The organism is Lysinibacillus sp. CNPSo 3705 (genome assembly GCF_028674935.1).
In the GTDB taxonomy this organism is placed as follows: domain Bacteria; phylum Bacillota; class Bacilli; order Bacillales_A; family Planococcaceae; genus Lysinibacillus.
This window is the reverse complement of the sequence record NZ_JAQZSD010000008.1, coordinates 120018-138416: the sequence shown is the minus strand read 5'-3', so window position 1 is coordinate 138416 and position 18399 is coordinate 120018. Positions and strand designations below refer to the sequence as shown.

At 35.3% G+C, this 18399-nt stretch carries 12 protein-coding genes; 3 read left to right on the top strand and 9 right to left on the bottom strand.

What is annotated here, in order from left to right; translation table 11 throughout:
- Nucleotides 1-250 precede the first annotated feature (250 nt).
- The 9 genes from PVA17_RS05245 to PVA17_RS05205 form a co-directional block, all read right to left on the bottom strand.
- Nucleotides 251-3154 (bottom strand): vWA domain-containing protein, encoded by a 2904-nt coding sequence (locus tag PVA17_RS05245; protein ID WP_132357010.1) that lies wholly within the window; start codon nucleotides 3152-3154, stop codon nucleotides 251-253.
- Between the two features lie 19 nt (nucleotides 3155-3173).
- Nucleotides 3174-4628 carry an S-layer homology domain-containing protein gene (locus tag PVA17_RS05240; RefSeq protein WP_274067095.1) on the bottom strand — a complete coding sequence of 485 codons (1455 nt, stop codon included), beginning with the start codon at nucleotides 4626-4628 and terminating at the stop codon, nucleotides 3174-3176.
- A gap of 354 nt (nucleotides 4629-4982) precedes the next feature.
- Nucleotides 4983-6644, bottom strand: coding sequence for a hypothetical protein (locus PVA17_RS05235; RefSeq protein WP_274067094.1), 1662 nt, complete (start codon nucleotides 6642-6644; stop codon nucleotides 4983-4985).
- 162 nt (nucleotides 6645-6806) lie between these two features.
- Nucleotides 6807-6980 carry a YjfB family protein gene (locus PVA17_RS05230; protein ID WP_081011007.1) on the bottom strand — a complete coding sequence of 58 codons (174 nt, stop codon included), beginning with the start codon at nucleotides 6978-6980 and terminating at the stop codon, nucleotides 6807-6809.
- Between the two features lie 118 nt (nucleotides 6981-7098).
- Complete coding sequence (gene yihA, locus PVA17_RS05225) at nucleotides 7099-7680, bottom strand: ribosome biogenesis GTP-binding protein YihA/YsxC (RefSeq protein WP_132357011.1); 582 nt, start codon at nucleotides 7678-7680, stop codon at nucleotides 7099-7101.
- Between the two features lie 4 nt (nucleotides 7681-7684).
- Entirely contained in the window at nucleotides 7685-10009 is a 2325-nt protein-coding gene (gene lon / locus PVA17_RS05220; RefSeq protein ID WP_274067093.1) for an endopeptidase La, read from the bottom strand.
- A 229-nt stretch (nucleotides 10010-10238) separates the two neighbouring features.
- On the bottom strand, nucleotides 10239-11510 hold the full coding sequence (clpX, locus tag PVA17_RS05215) for an ATP-dependent protease ATP-binding subunit ClpX (RefSeq protein WP_142509037.1): 1272 nt from the start codon (nucleotides 11508-11510) through the stop codon (nucleotides 10239-10241).
- Between the two features lie 792 nt (nucleotides 11511-12302).
- Nucleotides 12303-13592, bottom strand: coding sequence for a trigger factor (tig, locus tag PVA17_RS05210; RefSeq protein ID WP_132357014.1), 1290 nt, complete (start codon nucleotides 13590-13592; stop codon nucleotides 12303-12305).
- 112 nt (nucleotides 13593-13704) lie between these two features.
- On the bottom strand, nucleotides 13705-14694 hold the full coding sequence (locus PVA17_RS05205; RefSeq protein WP_132357015.1) for a CDC27 family protein: 990 nt from the start codon (nucleotides 14692-14694) through the stop codon (nucleotides 13705-13707).
- Nucleotides 14695-15009: 315 nt separating this feature from the next.
- Here PVA17_RS05205 and PVA17_RS05200 point away from each other — a divergent pair, with 315 nt between their 5' ends.
- From PVA17_RS05200 to qoxA, 3 genes are all read left to right on the top strand, one after another.
- Nucleotides 15010-15477 carry a hypothetical protein gene (locus PVA17_RS05200; RefSeq protein ID WP_132357016.1) on the top strand — a complete coding sequence of 156 codons (468 nt, stop codon included), beginning with the start codon at nucleotides 15010-15012 and terminating at the stop codon, nucleotides 15475-15477.
- A gap of 309 nt (nucleotides 15478-15786) precedes the next feature.
- On the top strand, nucleotides 15787-16629 hold the full coding sequence (locus PVA17_RS05195; protein WP_132357017.1) for a DUF2785 domain-containing protein: 843 nt from the start codon (nucleotides 15787-15789) through the stop codon (nucleotides 16627-16629).
- Nucleotides 16630-17463: 834 nt separating this feature from the next.
- Nucleotides 17464-18387, top strand: coding sequence for a cytochrome aa3 quinol oxidase subunit II (gene qoxA, locus PVA17_RS05190; RefSeq protein ID WP_132357018.1), 924 nt, complete (start codon nucleotides 17464-17466; stop codon nucleotides 18385-18387).
- Nucleotides 18388-18399 lie beyond the last annotated feature (12 nt).

The following is an 18399-nucleotide window of genomic DNA, read 5'->3' as shown; positions in this document are numbered from 1 at the left end:
CTTTGTTACTTATTCAATATAGTGTTCTCATATTCCTTGCTAAGTAACGAGACCAATCAAAATAATTCTGTAAATATTTGTGACAGCTTTAAAGTGATCCATCCATTTCTTCCAAACAGATTATAGGGTAGCAACAAATGTTTTCTGTAGCGAAAGCAAAGCGCCTAGTCGGAATGGAAATCAACCGCATAAAGATGTCATAAAAAAACTGAACTAATTGTTAAAATTAGTTCAGCTTACCTTTTATCTATTAACTTGTGATTGTCACAGTTTTAGTAGCTATAATTTTACCGTCTTTATCATATGCTACGAATTCAATCTCATTATTAACTTTGAAGTCCTGCATTGTTTGCACTGTTTTTGTTAGCATGTAGACATTATCACTACGCTTTGTCAATTCAAATTGCACATCTCCACTTAAAGAAGGGAAACGTACATTAATCTTTGCAACATTTGAGCAATTACCATCAATTTTTGCATTCATCGTAATATTGCCTTTGCGTAGAGTGACTGTCGCTTCTTCAAATAAATCTTCAGGATTCACGCAACTTGAAGGCGAAGTTTTACATAAAATTGCATCAATAATTTTTTGGAAAACTTGATGTAATTGTAAGTTATCATTAGCGTGGTAATAAGTACCACCAGTTTCAGTAGCCAGTTGCATTAAAATGGCATCATTAACTTGTGATTTTTTACCGATACTTACAGTGTAAACTTTAACCCCTTTATTTTTCGCATCGTTCAGCACTTTTGTCATTTTAGATTTACTTGTTTTACCGTCTGAAACAACAATTATAGCTTTTGAAGTTTTCGAGTCATTTGAGAATTTAGACAGAGCGAGATCTATACCTGCAAAAATATCTGTAGCACCCTTCTCTTTTGATGCTTTATATAGATCTTTTTTCAAGACATTGTCTGTAGTGCCCTCTCCAAGAACAGTAGCTTTTGTATTTGTTTCAATAACAATATTATTTTTAGCCTTAATTTGATTGATTACTTCCATCATCTTCTTACCACGATAATTTGTTTGGTCAGAAGCTTTCATGGAAGCAGAGTAATCGACTACGTAAGCAACTTCTGTTGCTAAAGAACAAGAATTTTTACTAAAGTAAGGATTTGTGAAAATTTCCTTTACTATTGTTTTATCTTTAAAATCCTTCAATATTGTTGCATAACGAGGATCTATTTTATTAACTAATGTTGCTTCAGCTTTTGATTTTCCATAAATAACCGAATCAAAGTACGCTACAGCTGTCCCTGGGCTTCCTGTGTGATTTAAATAATCCGAAGTATTTGTCACAAATGAAGCTGTCTTCTCAACACCATCAAATTTAATTTTCACTGTTCCTTGATAGTCAGTAATAATTTCTCCACCCGGTCTTACTAATGTAACCATAACCTTAGTATAACGATCTTTACCCGATGGTCTTGATGCCGCATCTGCACTTTCCTTTAATGCTTCCACTCGTTTTTTATAGGCTTCTACTTGACCGAGTAATTTACCACCTTGGTATTTTAATAATACTGTTCGATCATAGTTACTTAAGTTTGTAAGAATTGCGTAAATTTTCATAACACTATCATAATGCTCGAGCGTCAGCTGTTTTTCGTCTGGCATATAGCCCATAAGTTGAATAATAGAACCGACTGGATTAATATTCTCAACCTGTGAGGCAATCGCATCATCGATTCCTTGAATACGGTAAATAGGACGTCCATCATCTGAAATCATATACATGATTTCAACTTTATCACTAATGGAATCCTTCAAGCGTTTTTGAATAATTGTTTCGAATAGCCAAACTGAAATATTATAATTCTCAAACTGTAAGATGGCATTTTCATAGCCTAATGCAGGGTAATTTTTATCACTGCCACCATATTGTAAATATTTATTTTCCACATTTCCTAAACTATTCGTTACATTCGTTTGCTGTCCAATACTAAATAGCTTTTCTTCTGGATTAATCCAATGAACGTTAATAATGTTTTCAGTAAAGAACGTTGGTAATTTTTCATACGGTACATATGGAGGTGTGACATTTCCATTATTATCATCCGTATTTGCTGGATCATACACTTGGTAATCAATGCGCATTTCTGGCTGAGGTGAGTAACGTACATGTGCATTCAATTTCTCACCTACAAGACATTTCATACCAGGATCTGTGTTGTTAATAAGCTCAAATGTAATTGTATCACGTACAGATTTTGTTAATTTTGGTGCTATAACAATTGCAGAGACAGTAGAGCCATCTGATTGTACATTTCGAACAGCTTCACCAGATGTGTCAACGATTTTTGCTCCATATGACGAAGTTACACGGAATGTATAAGATTTATCATCAGGTATTGGATCACCATTACAAGCTTTTAAAGATACAGTAATGAGCGTTGAATCTTGATCATTTGCAATTAAATCTGGTTTTTCTACATCAATACTTTGAAGAGCATTATTCACATACTCTGGTCCAGTAAAATCATTAGAATTATCTTTTGGCTCTTCAAATTCTGCGTTGTTTGAGCCCATGAAGCCTGGAGGTAATGTGATTTTATCATTATCACGACCTGCTGCTGCGCGTTTTAATCCTAGTACAGCAAAGTTGCCGTTTTGTACACTGCGATATAAAAATTCAGCAATATCTCCACGAGTCAGCTTTGTAGAAGGTTCGAAATCGGCAAATGTCTTTTTACCAGTGCTTCCTGTTGAAATATCATTTGTGTATAAATATTGAACCGCCTGAGGCTCATCTAAATCTAAACCTTTAAAGGCAGCATATATACGCGCAAATTGTCCTCGTGTAACAGCTTTCGAACGATTTGCTGTTGTGTAAGTACCATTGAACGGTAAGTAAAACTCGCTGTAAAAGTTATATGCGACACTTTCGTTATATGTTAATGCATAGTTCTTATCGAGCTTCGCAAACATTACTACAAGCTCTCGATCAGTTATTTGCTCATTAGGTAAAAAGTTATTAGCGCTATTTAATGAGAGTAGATCATTATCGACTGCCCATGAAATAGCTTTGTATTTACCGTTATTTGTTGGGACATCATTAATTGTCGTAGCGGCTTGGGTCACAGCTGGAGCTGCTGTCACCAAAATTAGCACGAAACAAAGCAGAGATAGAAATGCTTTTTTAGCATAGGTCATTTATTTTTCAGCCCTTTCGTTAATTAAAGAACAATATGTCATCTCGATAGTTTTGTTTTAAATCGCTTTCCAAATAATTCAAGAAACGTTCTAATACTACGGATGCTTGTGCTCGTGTTAATGGTTGATCTGGATTAAATCGACCTGTTATAGGGTCACCAGTCATTAATCCTAACTCATTCGCAATGTATATACCGTCTTTTGAATAATTCGGAATTTGCGCATCATCTTTAAATTTCGTCATATAGCCTGGATCCGGCGCCTTATTTTCTAGCCCTAATGCACGTACAAAAATCGTAGCGGCTTGAGCTCGAGTAATTTGATTATCAGGTTTGAAGTACTCTGGCGTTACACCCTTAATAATTCCTTTTTTATACGCAGACTCAATATAGGCATAATCTTTCACCGTACGTTTAACATCTTTAAAAATACTAGTAGCTGATGTCGATTTTTTCGTTTTCGGTTCTTCCATAACACGTAAGTCAACTGCCTTACCAATTGCCGTTGTAAAGTCAATTCGCTTCATAGGGGTATTTGGTGAGAAGAAGTTACTGGCATCAGAGTAAATACCTAAAGAGTATAATTTTTCAATAGCTCCTTTTGCATAATGCTTTGATAAATCACGGAACTTAGGAATGATTAAACGCTCTATTGTCGGCATATATTCTTTATCTAAATCAAGAGTACCTTTTTGCCCAGAATATAAATCAAACGTATATTCAGAAATAACATCTTTTTCACTTACTACCGCATATCCACCATCAAAGCTACCTAAACTGCCTAGGTTTTCTTCATAGTTTAGTACACGTGATTTGCTTGTCGATAAACGGTTTTTCACATGGCTAGTCTTACCGTCGCTATATTTATAAACAGCTTCTGTAATTTGTGTTTCTGTCGCTCCCCAGAAGTTTTCATAGCCGGCATGACGACTATCAGTGTCAATTGTTACTGTATTTTGAACTGCATTTTTTCCAGTTCCAGTTTGAAAGGCATATGTTTTTCTTGAAATCACATTACCTGAGTAATAATCAGAGGCTGCACGATTGTCCGCTACAGTCCCTTGTGAAAATTGGTAATCTACCAATGTATATGTTATTTTCCCAACAACAATTTTCTCAGTATACTTTTTCACTACACCATTCGATGTTTTTTGACCAATCGTAGCATAATCTACGACATCAGATTCATAGGTCATATTTCGTGTCAATGTAGCACCATTACTTGCTGTTAGCTTTAGACTATGTGTTTCGGTTAACTTTCCTTTAGATTCTTTTTGTGTAATTTTAATGTCTTTACTAGTACCTTTAAATATAATGGGTGTTCCTGTAATGAAAACAGCTTCCTCATATGTATATTCATTTTTTACAGCACCTGTTGTTTCTAATGAAACAGCTGATGCATTTTCTGGGATAGTAATTCCAATAATAAATACAGCAAGAACCACTAACATTATTTTAGATAAATGTTTTCGCATTCTTTTTTGTCCCTCACTTTCATTCCATACATATCCGCATCTGGAGCTGTCAATAAATTTCTTCCACTTTACAAAATAATCAGGTGTGTCGATTTATCATTCTTATCTGCTTTTTCAACACACCTGAAAAATTCAAGGTCAATTGTGCCTCAGCATAATTGCGTCCGGAATTGGCTTTGTACTTAGGCCTGCAGATGTTAGTGTAGCGACAGCGGCAATTGTTTTTTATACAAAAGCGCAGCGTCAGCAACAAAAGTCTTTTGCGCGATAGCATAGCGGTAGCGGCAAATGTTTTTTGTGCGAAAGCGCAGTGCTAACGTAAACTCGCAAAAGACTCACAGACTTCTAAATTAATTAATCAACTAATATTAAATGCGCTTTGACAAAACGATCTGATAATACTACTAAACGATCAGAAGGTTTTAAATCAGATGCTTGAATAACTTTACCAGCTTTAATAATTGTAGCTTGATCAATATTCATATCAACCATTTCACCAGCTTCATACCAGCGACCATTTTGCCATTGACTAACGCTCTTCACATTAATTACTGCTGGGTATTTCGATTTAACTGATTGTAGTTTACCAGTTAACATTAATGGTGCAACAGGCTTCGCTTTATTAAGCATATGAAGGGCCTGTACATGACCATCCTTTACATAGAAGTAGCCATATTCGCCTTCAAATAAATGAAGCTCAATATCAGGAATGACACTATATATTTTGTTACCATTATCTACCATGGCTTTTGTTGAATTACTAACAGATAGTACAGTTCGCTCCGTTTTCTTGAAGACATTTGACTCAATCTTCATCGCATCATCAATTTCGATTAAATAGCCATCTGCTTGTGATAAACGTCCATAATATAATTCATGACCTGATAAGTTTGGTGACATAAAGCTATCACTTGTTACTTGAACAACTTGGGCATAATGATCACGTGCAGCACCGTCCGAAATTACAAAGGCTGTACCATACGCTAGTAAGCCAGTAGGTTCAATTAAACGACCATTTCTAATTAAAATCGTTCCATCATGGAAGTATAATGTACCGGCAGATTTAAGTTTAAATAATTGATATTTAGTATCTACAGAAAGCATAGGCTCATAGTACGTTCGCTCATTGTTTTTCAACACAACAATCTTTTCAATCACTTCTTTGCCAAATTGTTTAACTGTTGCATAATATGCTTGACTGCCAATGTAATTTTTCAACTGACCTTTTTCAATATTTGTATTGCCAACATATATCGGAACCTTCGATGAAAAATTCATTGTTGATAAAGCCGTTGTTGTGTCAGAGCCAAACTGCCAATTTATAAAAGCATGTTGGTTTTTGACAGTTAATTTATTTGTATTGGCATTAACAGCCTGTATCTCACCTTTATATAGGTTTTCAACTAATGTACCTGTCTCACTAATTTCTATTTTTGTGACAATGGAAGTGTTTCGATTTTTAAGGCTAAGCTTAACACGATCTCCCACATACAAAGCGCTAATATCGACAGCTGAGGAGTTTTTATGATAATCGGTATCTTTATTTATATAGTAAGTTGTTTCCTCCCCTATATCTGGTTTCAGCATAATGAATAGTCCATTTGGATCAATACTTGTCACTACTCCAGCAAGTGTTTTTGTATTTTGTGTAACTGTTGGAGATTCTGTTTCACTTGTAGAATTAGAAGTACCTCGCAGCTCAACAACACTACGAAGAGAAATTTCCGCTTCTACTTGCATTCCCATCTTAAAGCCTTCGATTGTTGTCACTGTATTATTAATATACAGGCGGGCATTATCATTTATATTGTATGTAACTTGACGACCGCTTTCGTTTTGCAAAGTAATTTTACTAAGCTTTTTTTCTATTACTCCGTTAGAATTTGCATATTCTGAAAATGTTACATCAACAAAGGTTCCAGTCACCATTTGGGCAGCATGAGCTGTATTATTTGATGAATATCCGAGAACCGTTAGTAACACAATCATTAGTATGTATGGAATCTTCTTCAACAAATCCCGACCTCCTAAAAAATTGTTATTAATATATAGTATATCGTATTATTGGTAGTTTTTCCTATTCAAAAAGTTACATTTTAGTGCTTTTACTTACTTTTTAAATCTACCATTAGACATAAAGATAGAGGTAGCTTCCAATTTCAAGCTACCTTTGCTTCATCATACTTGAATGTCAATTGTATGTCCGGCTGTCGGATGTGGAGCATCTAACATTTCAACTAATTGCTCTGTATTTTGCTGTTGCATCTCCATTGCCTGTTTCGTTACAGCTAGAGATACATTTTGCATTAAAGTTGCTTGATTCATTGCCATTGATAAAGCTGCAATATCCATTTAGTCCACCTCCTATCTAATTTATCGGTCAGTTGTTCATTTCATCAAGCGATTCCCCCAATTTTTAATAAAAAAACATCTACTGTCCTAAATAATAGACTCAATAGATGTTTTTTTATTACATTTTATTTTCGATCGTACGCCATGCTTCTTCAAAGCCAATTCCTTTTTCTGAAGAAAAGACAATAAGAGGATCATTTTTTTCCATATCTAGCGTTTCTTTCACGATTTTTTTATGCTTATCCCATTTACCTTTTGGAATTTTATCTGCTTTTGTTGCAATAACAATACAAGGAATATTGTAATGCTTTAAAAAATCATACATCATGCGGTCATCAGCTGTAGGGGGATGACGTAAATCAACAATTTGTACGACTGCCTTTAATTCATTGCGTCCAGTGATGTAACGCTCAATCATTTTTCCCCATGCTTCACGCTCAGTTTTTGAAACCTTTGCATAACCATAGCCCGGAACATCTACAAAAAATAATTGTTCTTCAATTTTGTAAAAATTAAGCGTTTGTGTTTTTCCGGGCTTAGAAGAAATACGTGCTAAAGCCTTACGACCGATCATTCGGTTAATAAAGGAGGATTTCCCCACATTTGAACGACCGGCTAGTGCAAATTCTGGCAGTCCATCTTCTGGATATTGGTCTGGTCTTACAGCACTTATGACCATTTCTACGTTATGGACTTTCATTTTCTTAAAAACCTCCGTCCAGTGCATGGGCTAACACTTCATCAGCCGATGACACTAGTTTAAATGTTAGTTGTTCGCGTACACTTTCGGGAATATCCTCAATATCTCGCTCATTATCTTTCGGGCAAATAATTGTCGTTAAACCCGCTCGATGCGCACTGAGTGTTTTTTCCTTTAAGCCACCTATTGGCAGTACACGTCCGCGTAATGTGATTTCACCTGTCATACCGACTTCACGGCGTATAGGACGGTGTAAAATTGCAGAAACAATCGCAGTTGCCATAGTAATACCTGCGGAAGGTCCATCTTTCGGCACAGCTCCTTCTGGAACATGAATATGAATATCATGTGTTTCAAAATACTCTGCATCCACTTTTAGATCTTCCATTTTTGTACGGACATACGATAAAGCTGTTTGAGCAGATTCCTTCATGACATCGCCGAGCTTCCCAGTTAACTGCAATTTTCCTTTACCAGGTGTTAATGATACCTCAATTTGTAATGTATCACCACCCACAGTTGTATAAGCAAGCCCAGTAGCTACACCGATTTGATTTTCCTCTTCCGCTTGTCCATATCGGAAACGATGTTTACCGAGTAAATCCTCTAACGTTTTCGAGCTCACTGTTACTCGTTTTTTCTCACCAGAAACGATGATCTTAGCGATTTTACGACAGAGGGTTGCGACTTGACGCTCTAGTCCGCGAACACCTGCTTCACGAGTATAATAACGGATAATATCCACTACTGCTTCGTCTTTCATAATAACTTGTGTTTTTTTCAAGCCATGCTCTTTTAACTGTTTCGGTATTAAGTGATTTTTCGTAATTTGCTCTTTTTCAATTTCTGTATAACCAGCAATTGAGATTACTTCCATACGATCTAGTAACGGCCCAGGAATTGTACTTAAATCATTGGCAGTTGCTATAAATAATACATTTGATAAATCATAAGGTTCTTCGATGTAATGATCACTAAATGTATTATTTTGAGCCGGATCTAAAACTTCAAGCATTGCTGCTGCCGGATCTCCCCTGAAGTCATTAGACATTTTATCAATTTCATCTAGCAGGAATACAGGATTAATAGTTCCTGCCTTTTTCATCCCTTGGATAATACGACCTGGCATTGCCCCAACATACGTACGACGATGACCACGAATTTCCGATTCGTCTCGTACCCCACCTAATGAAATACGGATAAATTTGCGATCCAAGCTTTCTGCAATAGATCGGGCTAATGATGTTTTACCTACTCCTGGAGGGCCAGCCAAACATAATATTGGTCCACGTAACGATTTTTTCAGCTGACGTACAGCTAAATATTCTAATATACGTTCTTTTACTTTTTCTAACCCGTCATGATCACGATTTAAAATATTCTCCGCATGTTCGATATTCATGCGATCTTCAGTCGCATTCGTCCATGGCAATGAAATAATCCAATCAATATAGTTTCGGATGACGCCACTCTCTGCACTAGCCGATGGTAGCTTCTCGTAGCGATCTAACTCTTTAAGCACTACTTCTTTCGTTGATTCTGGCATTCCTGTTTCGTCAATACGTTTACGTAATTCAGCTACTTCGCCAGTCTTTCCTTCGCGATCTCCTAGCTCAGTTTGAATAGCTTTCATTTGTTCACGTAAATAATATTCCTTTTGTGTACGCTCCATGGATTGCTTAACTTTTGTATTAATTTTCTTTTCAAGATCAAGTACTTCTTGCTCGTCATGTAAACGAATAATTAAATGATCTAAACGCTTCTTTACATTGAGCATCTCTAATACTTCTTGTTTATCTGCAATCTTAAAGGGTAAATGCGATGCAATAATGTCTGCTAAACGACCTGGCTCTTCAATGTCTGCCACAGTACTGATGGTTTCAGATGTAATTTTATTGGAGCCTTTCGCGTATCTCTCGAAATACGTTAACAACGTACGCATTAAAGCCTGTGTTTCAACATCTATACCGTTTGTTTCTTCCTTAACATCGATGTCAACAATCGTATATTTTTCTAACGCCCGATAGTTAGACCATGTTGCTCGCGCCACACCTTCCACTAAAATACGCAGAGTTCCATTTGGTAATTTTAGCATCTGTTTGACATATGCCATCGTACCAACTGTATACAAATCTTGCTCATCAGGCTGTTCATCATGTACTTCTTTTTGTGTTACCAATAATATCAATTGGTCCTCTAGCATCGCTTGTTCTAGCGCCGCTACAGAACGATTTCTACCCACATCAATATGTAACACCATCGACGGGTATACTAAAAGTCCACGTAAAGGCAATAATGGTACACTTGTTGTTTTTTGTATTGTCACCATGCGGGTATTCACCTCCGTCATAATTTTCTTATTCACTCCCACGCTACTAGTATGCGTCTAAAAAGCTAATTCACACTAGTTAATCAATTGAGCCAAAAATTTCATCTAATTACAGTGGCTTTATGTATGAATGAATAAAAAGCTGACTGTCGATATGTGCGAATATTGCACAATCGAAGTCAGCTAAATTACTCTTTATCTCATAACAATAGACATTAGTGTCTGTTCGTTATGCTGAAGTTTTTGTGTCGCTACCTTCATCGAGTTCAGTGCCATCTTCAAGAAGCAATTTCGGTTTTTCTTTATCCGTAATTGTTTTTGCCGTAATGATACATTTTTTCACATCTTCACGTGAAGGTAGTTCGTACATTACATCAAGCATTGTTGACTCAATAATTGAACGAAGACCACGTGCACCCGTTTTCCGTTCTATTGCTTCTTTTGCAATTTCAGAAAGAGCACCTTCATCAAACTCAAGCTCAACACCATCTAGTTCAAGCATTTTTTGATATTGCTTAGCTAGTGCATTTTTAGGCTCCGTTAAAATTTGTACAAGCGCAGCCTCGTTTAATTGTTCTAGACTTGCAAGTACCGGTAATCGACCGATAAATTCTGGAATTAGACCAAATTTTAATAAATCCTCTGGAATCAGCTTCGCCATAATCGAGCCTTCATCCATATCAATTTTGTTTGGATCTGAACCGAAGCCAATTACTTTTTCACCTTGACGACGTTTAATAATGGATTCTATTCCATCAAATGCTCCACCCACAATAAATAAGATGTTTGTAGTATCGATTTGTAAAAACTCTTGGTGTGGATGCTTACGACCACCTTGTGGTGGGACACTAGCAACTGTACCTTCTAAAATTTTTAGAAGAGCTTGTTGCACACCTTCACCAGAAACATCACGTGTAATGGATGGATTTTCGGATTTACGTGCAACTTTATCGATTTCATCAATATAGATGATTCCTTTTTCAGCACGCTCGATATCGTAATCTGCGGATTGAATTAATTTTAATAAAATATTTTCAACGTCCTCACCAACATAGCCAGCTTCTGTTAGAGAAGTAGCATCTGCAATTGCAAAAGGAACGTTTAATATACGCGCCAATGTTTGGGCCAATAAAGTTTTACCGCTACCAGTTGGGCCGATTAACACAATGTTCGATTTTGCTAATTCTACATCATCAATTTTACTATTTGTATTAATGCGTTTGTAGTGATTGTAAACCGCAACCGCTAAAGCTTTTTTAGCACGTTCTTGCCCTATTACATACTCATCTAAAATCGTTAAGATCTCTTTCGGTTTTGGAATATCTTGAAATTCAATTTCTTCTTCAACGCCCAGTTCCTCTACAACGATTTCTGAACAAAGTTCGATACATTCATCACAAATATAAACACCAGGACCTGCAACTAGTTTACGTACCTGTTCTTGTGGTTTTCCACAGAATGAGCATTTTAAATTGCCTTTTTCATCATTAAATTTGAACAATATGTTTCACCCCTATTCAAGCAACAATCTTACAAGATTATTGAATCTTTATCAAATAAATTGTCTGCATCTATTTACACCACGGCGTCTATGTTTCAAGATTTCAAAAAGTTTTCGACATTTATTGTACAAAAAACATTATTATTTATTGCAAATAACGCCCATTCATTAGCTTGATGAATTCCTGCTCTTAACATTAGCGTGTGGTTGAATTCTGTGTATAACTGACTGATTCTTCAGAAACCTCTAGTGATCAAAGACCTTTCTTTCCGTCAAGTTTTCTGGCTCTCGACTAATATTTGGCCTGTGGCTTCACTAAAATACCGTTGATACAAGTTAAAAATACTCAAGTAACTTTTTTCTATTAATTATGCCTCGGCATAATTGTAGCTGTCGCTACAGAAAATAATGGCTGAAAGAAGTTGAAAATCTATTATATTCGCCAGAGGCTTAACTTCATTCAGACGAGGATGTATTTCGTTGTTCCTCATTTGGAAGGATTGAGACATCAATTTGATCTCTACTGAATAAAGTCAAATTTTAGCATCGTGTGAAAAGTCAAACAATACTATGTATTAGAGAAGTGTAAAGGCTTTTGCCTATCCCCTTTTCAAAAAAGTATTTCCTGTTTGGAGGATGCTTTTTGCGGTGAAAGTAGTCGTAATATTAAAACTATCATTAACTGAACTAAAAGGGGAATCTAGCTTATTCTAAATAAAAAATATGTGATAAAACAAGGCACGGTTTAATGCCGTACCTTGTTTTCATTTTTTATCCAGTTACAAAAAAATCCTATTCAGTAATTTTAGCGTTTTCTACTAAAAATTCAACTGTTTTTTGAATTTTAATGTCGTTTTCAAGAACTGCTGTGCCGCCTAAAGCGCCAGTAATTTGCTCTTTTGTCATGTTAAATTGAGCAGCCATTTTTTCTAATTCAGCTGCGATATCAGCTTCAGATGCTTCAATTTTTTCAGCTTCAGCAATTGCTTCAAGTGTTAAAGATACACGTACACGGCTTTGTGCTTCTTCTTTCATTTGTCCACGTAAATCTTCTTCTGATTGACCTGAGAATTGGTAGTAAAGGTCTAAGTTCATGCCTTGCATTTGTAAACGTTGACCAAATTCTTGTAACATACGATCAGTTTCAGAGTTGATCATACCAGCAGGTACTTCAAATTCTGCATTTTCAGCAGCTTTTTCAACTAATTGATCACGAAGTGTTGCATCAGATTCAGCTTGTTTTTGTTCAGCAGTTTGCTCTTTGATTTTAGCGCGTAAAGCATCGACACCTTCAACTTCTGGGTCTAATTCTTTAGCGAATTCGTCGTTTAGTTCTGGAAGAACTTTCGTTTTCACTTCTTTTACAGTTACTTTGAAAGTAGCTTCTTTACCAGCTAATTCTGCTGCATGGTATTCTTCTGGGAAAGTAACAACTACGTCTTTAGATTCACCAGCTTTTACACCTACAAGTTGCTCTTCAAAGCCAGGGATGAATGAGCCTGAACCGATTTCTAGTGGGTAATCTTCACCTTTACCACCTTCAAATGCTTCTTCGCCTACGAAACCTTCAAAGTCGATAGTAGCTGTATCGCCTTCTACGATAGCTTCGTCTTCTTTAATTTCAAGTTCTGCTTTACGAGCTAATTGGTCTTGAATTTGTGTTTCTACTTCTTCATCAGTAACTTCTACTGGAAGTTTCGTAACTTCTAAACCTTTGTATTCACCAAGTTTCGGCTCTGGTTTCACTGTTACTTGAGCAGTAAATGTGAAATCTTTACCGTGTACGAAGTTTTCTGTACCAGCAATTTCTGGGTAATCAACTGGCATAATTCCAGCTTCATCGATCGCTTTTGAATAAGAATCAGGAACGATGATTTCTAATGCATCTTGGTATAAAGATTCGATACCAAAACGTTGTTCAAACATTTTACGAGGCATTTTCCCTTTACGGAAACCTGGTACGTTAATTTGTTTCACAACTTTTTTGAACGCTTGGTCCATTGCTGCATCTACTTCTGCAGCTGGTACTTCGATTGTTAGAGTACCGATATTACCTTCTTGTTTTTCCCATTTTGCTGACATGTATAAATACCTCCAAATAAATAATCAAGTTTAAATGTTAGACAATTCATTCGTAACTACGATTTTGACAACCATTTTAGTATAACATAGATGCGTATAGTTTCAACTTATTTCATACCTCATGTAGTTCAGTAAGTTTTTCCAACATTTGCAAAAAGTCAATAATGTCATAATCCATTTCCTGTACTTTTCCGAGCATCGATTGTACAAAGTCAATATAACTATAAGCAATATCATCGGCTTCGAATGGTTGCCATTCAAACGGATACGTTACAATGGCATGCTTCGCCATTAAATATTGTACCATTTCCAACGTCGATGGGTCTTGCTCTAATTTATTTTCAATTATTTTTTTTACTTCCCTATACTGAGGCAACTGATTTGGTAGAACTAAATTTTTAGGATTAACAGTTATTGTTTCATCAAATTTTGAGACAGTAATGTCAATCGACACTTCTTGTTCCACTAATAAAATTAATGCTAAGCTCTGAACAAATGGATGGATTGTTGGACATTCAATAATAGCTTTCAATGCTATTTTTAATTGTCGTACATTCGTATCCATTAAGCGATGCAGAAGAATAGATTGTTCGTTTGGCGTTAATGCGCTAAATTTCGAAAGTTCATATTCTTGCTCTTCTAACAATCGTTTAGCATCCTCTTTTTTTTGGAGATTTTTAGCAACCTCTTGATTCAAGCTTCTTATACGTTCAAATTTCTCAAGTTGATCTTCCGGAAGTACTTTTTCTTCAATTAATGTCGTAATTAATGATTCTACTTGATGGTATTCCTTTAACTGCATACATACTGTAACATACAGTTCCATTACTTCTACATACAATGTCGTCCCCATAGCAAACAATTGCTCACAAACATTTTTAACTTTATCGTATTCTTTTAATTCATATAAAGCATACGCGTAGGTACTTAATGCACTTTCGTCTCCAGCTTCATATGAAAATGCATTTTCAAAGCTTGCCACAGCCTCTTCATATTGATAATTTTCCGCATACATATGTCCTTCACGTATTAATGTTTGAACAGCACCAGGAAAAACAACAATATTGTCATGTTTGATCACATGCCGTTTTCGCTTTGTCATTTTTCTCACCTCTTTAGCTCTATTTTACTTATTAGTTTCTTATTAAATAATCAATCATAACATGGAGTTGATTTTCGTATTCACTGAACACTTAACCAGTAGGCTACTCTTATTTGACCTCAAAGGTTTGCCACACATCAGGGCCAACACAAATATACCAATAAATATATCCACCGCTCATTTTTTAATAAAAAATATCCACTTTAGCATTTCATATTTTGTAATAAATTGTATTATAATTAATAATACCTTTTTTTATTACTATTTACAGGCACCAACTTTGTAATTTAAAGTTCTTCACAAGGAGTGGAATACATGCAATTAATAGATACAGTTAGTGAATTTGGTAGTAGCATCTCTCCTATGTATGAGGCACTATCAATTAAAGTTGTTTCGTTATCTACAGCGGACGGTCCCCATCTGAAGGATTCTCCGATTGAATTTGAAATACTCACAAGAACTAAGATTGATATATATACTCAAGAAGCGATTACACATATTATAAGTATCAAAGGTCACATTCCTGGCTCCATTTCACTTGGACACCAACATGAGTCACTTTTTATTATTCCCCAAAATGTACACATTGAATGCAACTATAAACTGCTAAGTATCGACAAAAAAGATATGAAACGAATCTTAATGCACGCTCAACCGAACCTTCATTATAGTGAATGGCTAATCGATGCCATTATAAATGCAAATATTCTTGTAGAATTAAAAACTAATCAAAATACATTTACCGAATGGCCGCTCGGTATAAAGTCAGCCGTTATTTCATAACTAGGATGAGACATACTTTAATAGGTATGTCTTTTGTTTTGAGCTCGTTTTTAAGTCTACTCTTTTTATTGCTTGTCTATCATATCAACTTTCTTTTGATTCTGGAATTCCCATTGTGAATATACTCCCTAGAAAACTTCACAACTCACAAATTATCATTAAAACGCTATAATAAAAATGCATAGCTCTAAAAGCATTTACTATGTCTGTACATTGTTATAAAAGTAATTACAAAGACTACAGATTATCAAGGAATACATTTAAAAAATGCTCAAAGAGAGAATTAACTTAACTTCGGGGGAATTACATATGGATATCAAAAATACTTTACAATCATTTTCCACTATGACACATTCAGCACAACAAGAATTTATGTTACAAAAAGGCGATTGGTTGTTACAAGAAATGTTAACGCACATTGGTTCACCAGATGCCGAATTACGTGACAAATTAATTTATCGTACTTTTATTCATATACTTAGCGATAATTTACTGCGCACCGAACAGTTACAATATTTATTTGATACTGTTACAAGCGACGAATTTTTATATTTAAAGCTAGGTGAAGAATTGACAGATAGTGTCTTTACACGTTCGTTTTCTGCTTTACTTGCAGCAGGTATTCTTGCAAAAGATGCTGAACTACTGGTATTAAATGATGATCGTCTACAAGCTTTCTTTCAAAAGATTGGCCGCTATTTATTATTGGAAAAAGATACACGAGGTCATGTTCATGATAAGGGCTGGGCGCATAGCATTGCACATGGTGCAGATTTAGCAGCCATGACGATTAAACATCCTAAATTCAACTTACAGTATGCACCTCACATCTTGCATGCATTAAAACTTGTTACATGGAAAGATACTGTCTTCGTCGATGATGAGGAAGAACGCTTAATTAATATAATTGAAGCGTTACTAGCTCGTAACTATTCCGAGGAAGCATTAATAGAATTTGTCGATCAGGTATTTGATAAATTTGAAATGCATTTAGTGACTCAGGGCTATAACGAAGCCTTTTTTAGTGGACGTACATGCACATTAAATTTAATGAAAACATTGTACTTCGCCTTAAAGATGAATAATATAGCCCCAAAACTTCAAAATACTATCTATGGACAAGTAGCAAAATGGCTAAAGCTAGGAGCTTAAATTTATCTTCATTACCTTGGCATAATTGTGTCAAATAAGGATAAATCACTTTCTTTCTGCTTAGAACATTTATTTTCGTCTTTGTAACCAAAAATAGCAAACCAAGGATATCCTTAGTTTGCTATTTTTACTTTTCGAATAAAACATTAGAATAACATTATATGGAAGCATGTAATTATATTAACATAATTAATATTATCCCCCTTTCCATTCATCCCTGACATTTAAAATTTCTCCTTATATATCCATAATTCATCATCCCGCGTACTCATCTTTTTAAAAAACGCAACAAAAAAGCACCCAAAACCTCAACATAACGGCAATTTTATTACAAAATGAAGTCTAAAATGTGAAATGATATTTTCACAAAAAAAACTATTTACATGGTTAAATACAAGAAACTCAGTGTTTTCAACGTTTCAACAGTGTTTATTTAATTAAATGCAAAAATACTAATATTGAAATAACGATTTTTGTTCAAAAAATGTTCATAATCATCCCTGGTTTACTATTAAAAATATAAAAAAATAATTTTTTTTCTTTGAAACGAGCGTATAATCCTATTTGCAAACAATGACATTTTGTGTCGATTGATTATGACACTTTGTCTAAAAAGTCGATTACACAAATTTATGATTTTGCGAACGCTTGCACTAGACCAATCAAATACTAAATTCAATGTTTCATAATGAACCATGCCATTGTAAGTATTTCTTATTATTTGATTGGTACAACAACTAAAAGAGGTGACCTTATTACCCACTATTTATAAATTCGAATTTATACGCAAACACATGAAATTTATGAATAGCCGTTTTAAGAAAGGAGTCAAACATGAAGAAAAAGTTAAGCTTAATGTTCATTGCATTTGGTGCGCTTGCAGTTCTTGCTGGTTGTGAACCATTAACAATCTTTGATCCAAAAGGGCCAAATGCCAAAACATTATCAGACACAATTATTTTATCCATTATTACAATGGCCTTTATATTACTAGTCGTGTATGTGCTTTTAGCATTTATGCTAACAAAATACCGTGCTTCAAAAGCATCTGCCGATTATGAGCCTCCTCACGAAGAGGGTAGTCATCTACTAGAAATTACATGGACAGTTATCCCTATTATCATAGTGGCATTCTTAGCAATTGTTACTGTAAGAACAACAAGTACTGTAGAGTCTCAACCAGATGGTTATGACAATAAAGAGCCACTTGTTATTTACGCTTCATCATCTAACTGGAAATGGCATTTTAGCTATCCAGAGCAAGGTATTGAAACTGTAAACTATGTAAATATTCCTGTTGACCGTCCAATTGAGTTCAAACTTTATTCATTCGGACCAATCACAAGTTTCTGGATTCCTCAATTAGCTGGGCAAAAATATGCGATGAGTGACATGTTAACAACTATTCACCTTGCCGCAGATGAGGTTGGTTCATTCATGGGCCGTAACTCAAACTTTAGCGGTCGCGGATTTGCTGAAATGGAATTTGAGGCACAATCTATGACGCAAGAAGACTTCGACAAATGGGCTTCTGATGTAAAAGCAAAAGAAAAACCATTAACAAAAGAAAAATTTGATGAACTATTAAAAGCAGAACACGTTGGTCGTTCAAGCTATTCATCTACACACTTAGAATTTAGACCAGCTCCAATGGAACATAGTGAACATATGAAAATGGGAGACATGGATCATAGTAAAATGAACCATGGCGATCACTCTGATTCACAAGAAAATTCTGAAGCAAAACATTCACATTAATTTTTAAACCCG

Bases quoted from the DNA above. Each gene is read 5' to 3' on its own strand.
- PVA17_RS05245 (WP_132357010.1), bottom strand. From the start codon at position 3,154: ATGACCTATGCTAAAAAAGCATTTCTATCTCTGCTTTGTTTCGTGCTA.
- PVA17_RS05240 (WP_274067095.1), bottom strand. From the start codon at position 4,628: ATGCGAAAACATTTATCTAAAATAATGTTAGTGGTTCTTGCTGTATTT.
- PVA17_RS05230 (WP_081011007.1), bottom strand. From the start codon at position 6,980: ATGGATATTGCAGCTTTATCAATGGCAATGAATCAAGCAACTTTAATG.
- yihA (WP_132357011.1), bottom strand. From the start codon at position 7,680: ATGAAAGTCCATAACGTAGAAATGGTCATAAGTGCTGTAAGACCAGAC.
- lon (WP_274067093.1), bottom strand. From the start codon at position 10,009: ATGGTGACAATACAAAAAACAACAAGTGTACCATTATTGCCTTTACGT.
- tig (WP_132357014.1), bottom strand. From the start codon at position 13,592: ATGTCAGCAAAATGGGAAAAACAAGAAGGTAATATCGGTACTCTAACA.
- PVA17_RS05205 (WP_132357015.1), bottom strand. From the start codon at position 14,694: ATGACAAAGCGAAAACGGCATGTGATCAAACATGACAATATTGTTGTT.
- PVA17_RS05200 (WP_132357016.1), top strand. From the start codon at position 15,010: ATGCAATTAATAGATACAGTTAGTGAATTTGGTAGTAGCATCTCTCCT.
- PVA17_RS05195 (WP_132357017.1), top strand. From the start codon at position 15,787: ATGGATATCAAAAATACTTTACAATCATTTTCCACTATGACACATTCA.
- qoxA (WP_132357018.1), top strand. From the start codon at position 17,464: ATGAAGAAAAAGTTAAGCTTAATGTTCATTGCATTTGGTGCGCTTGCA.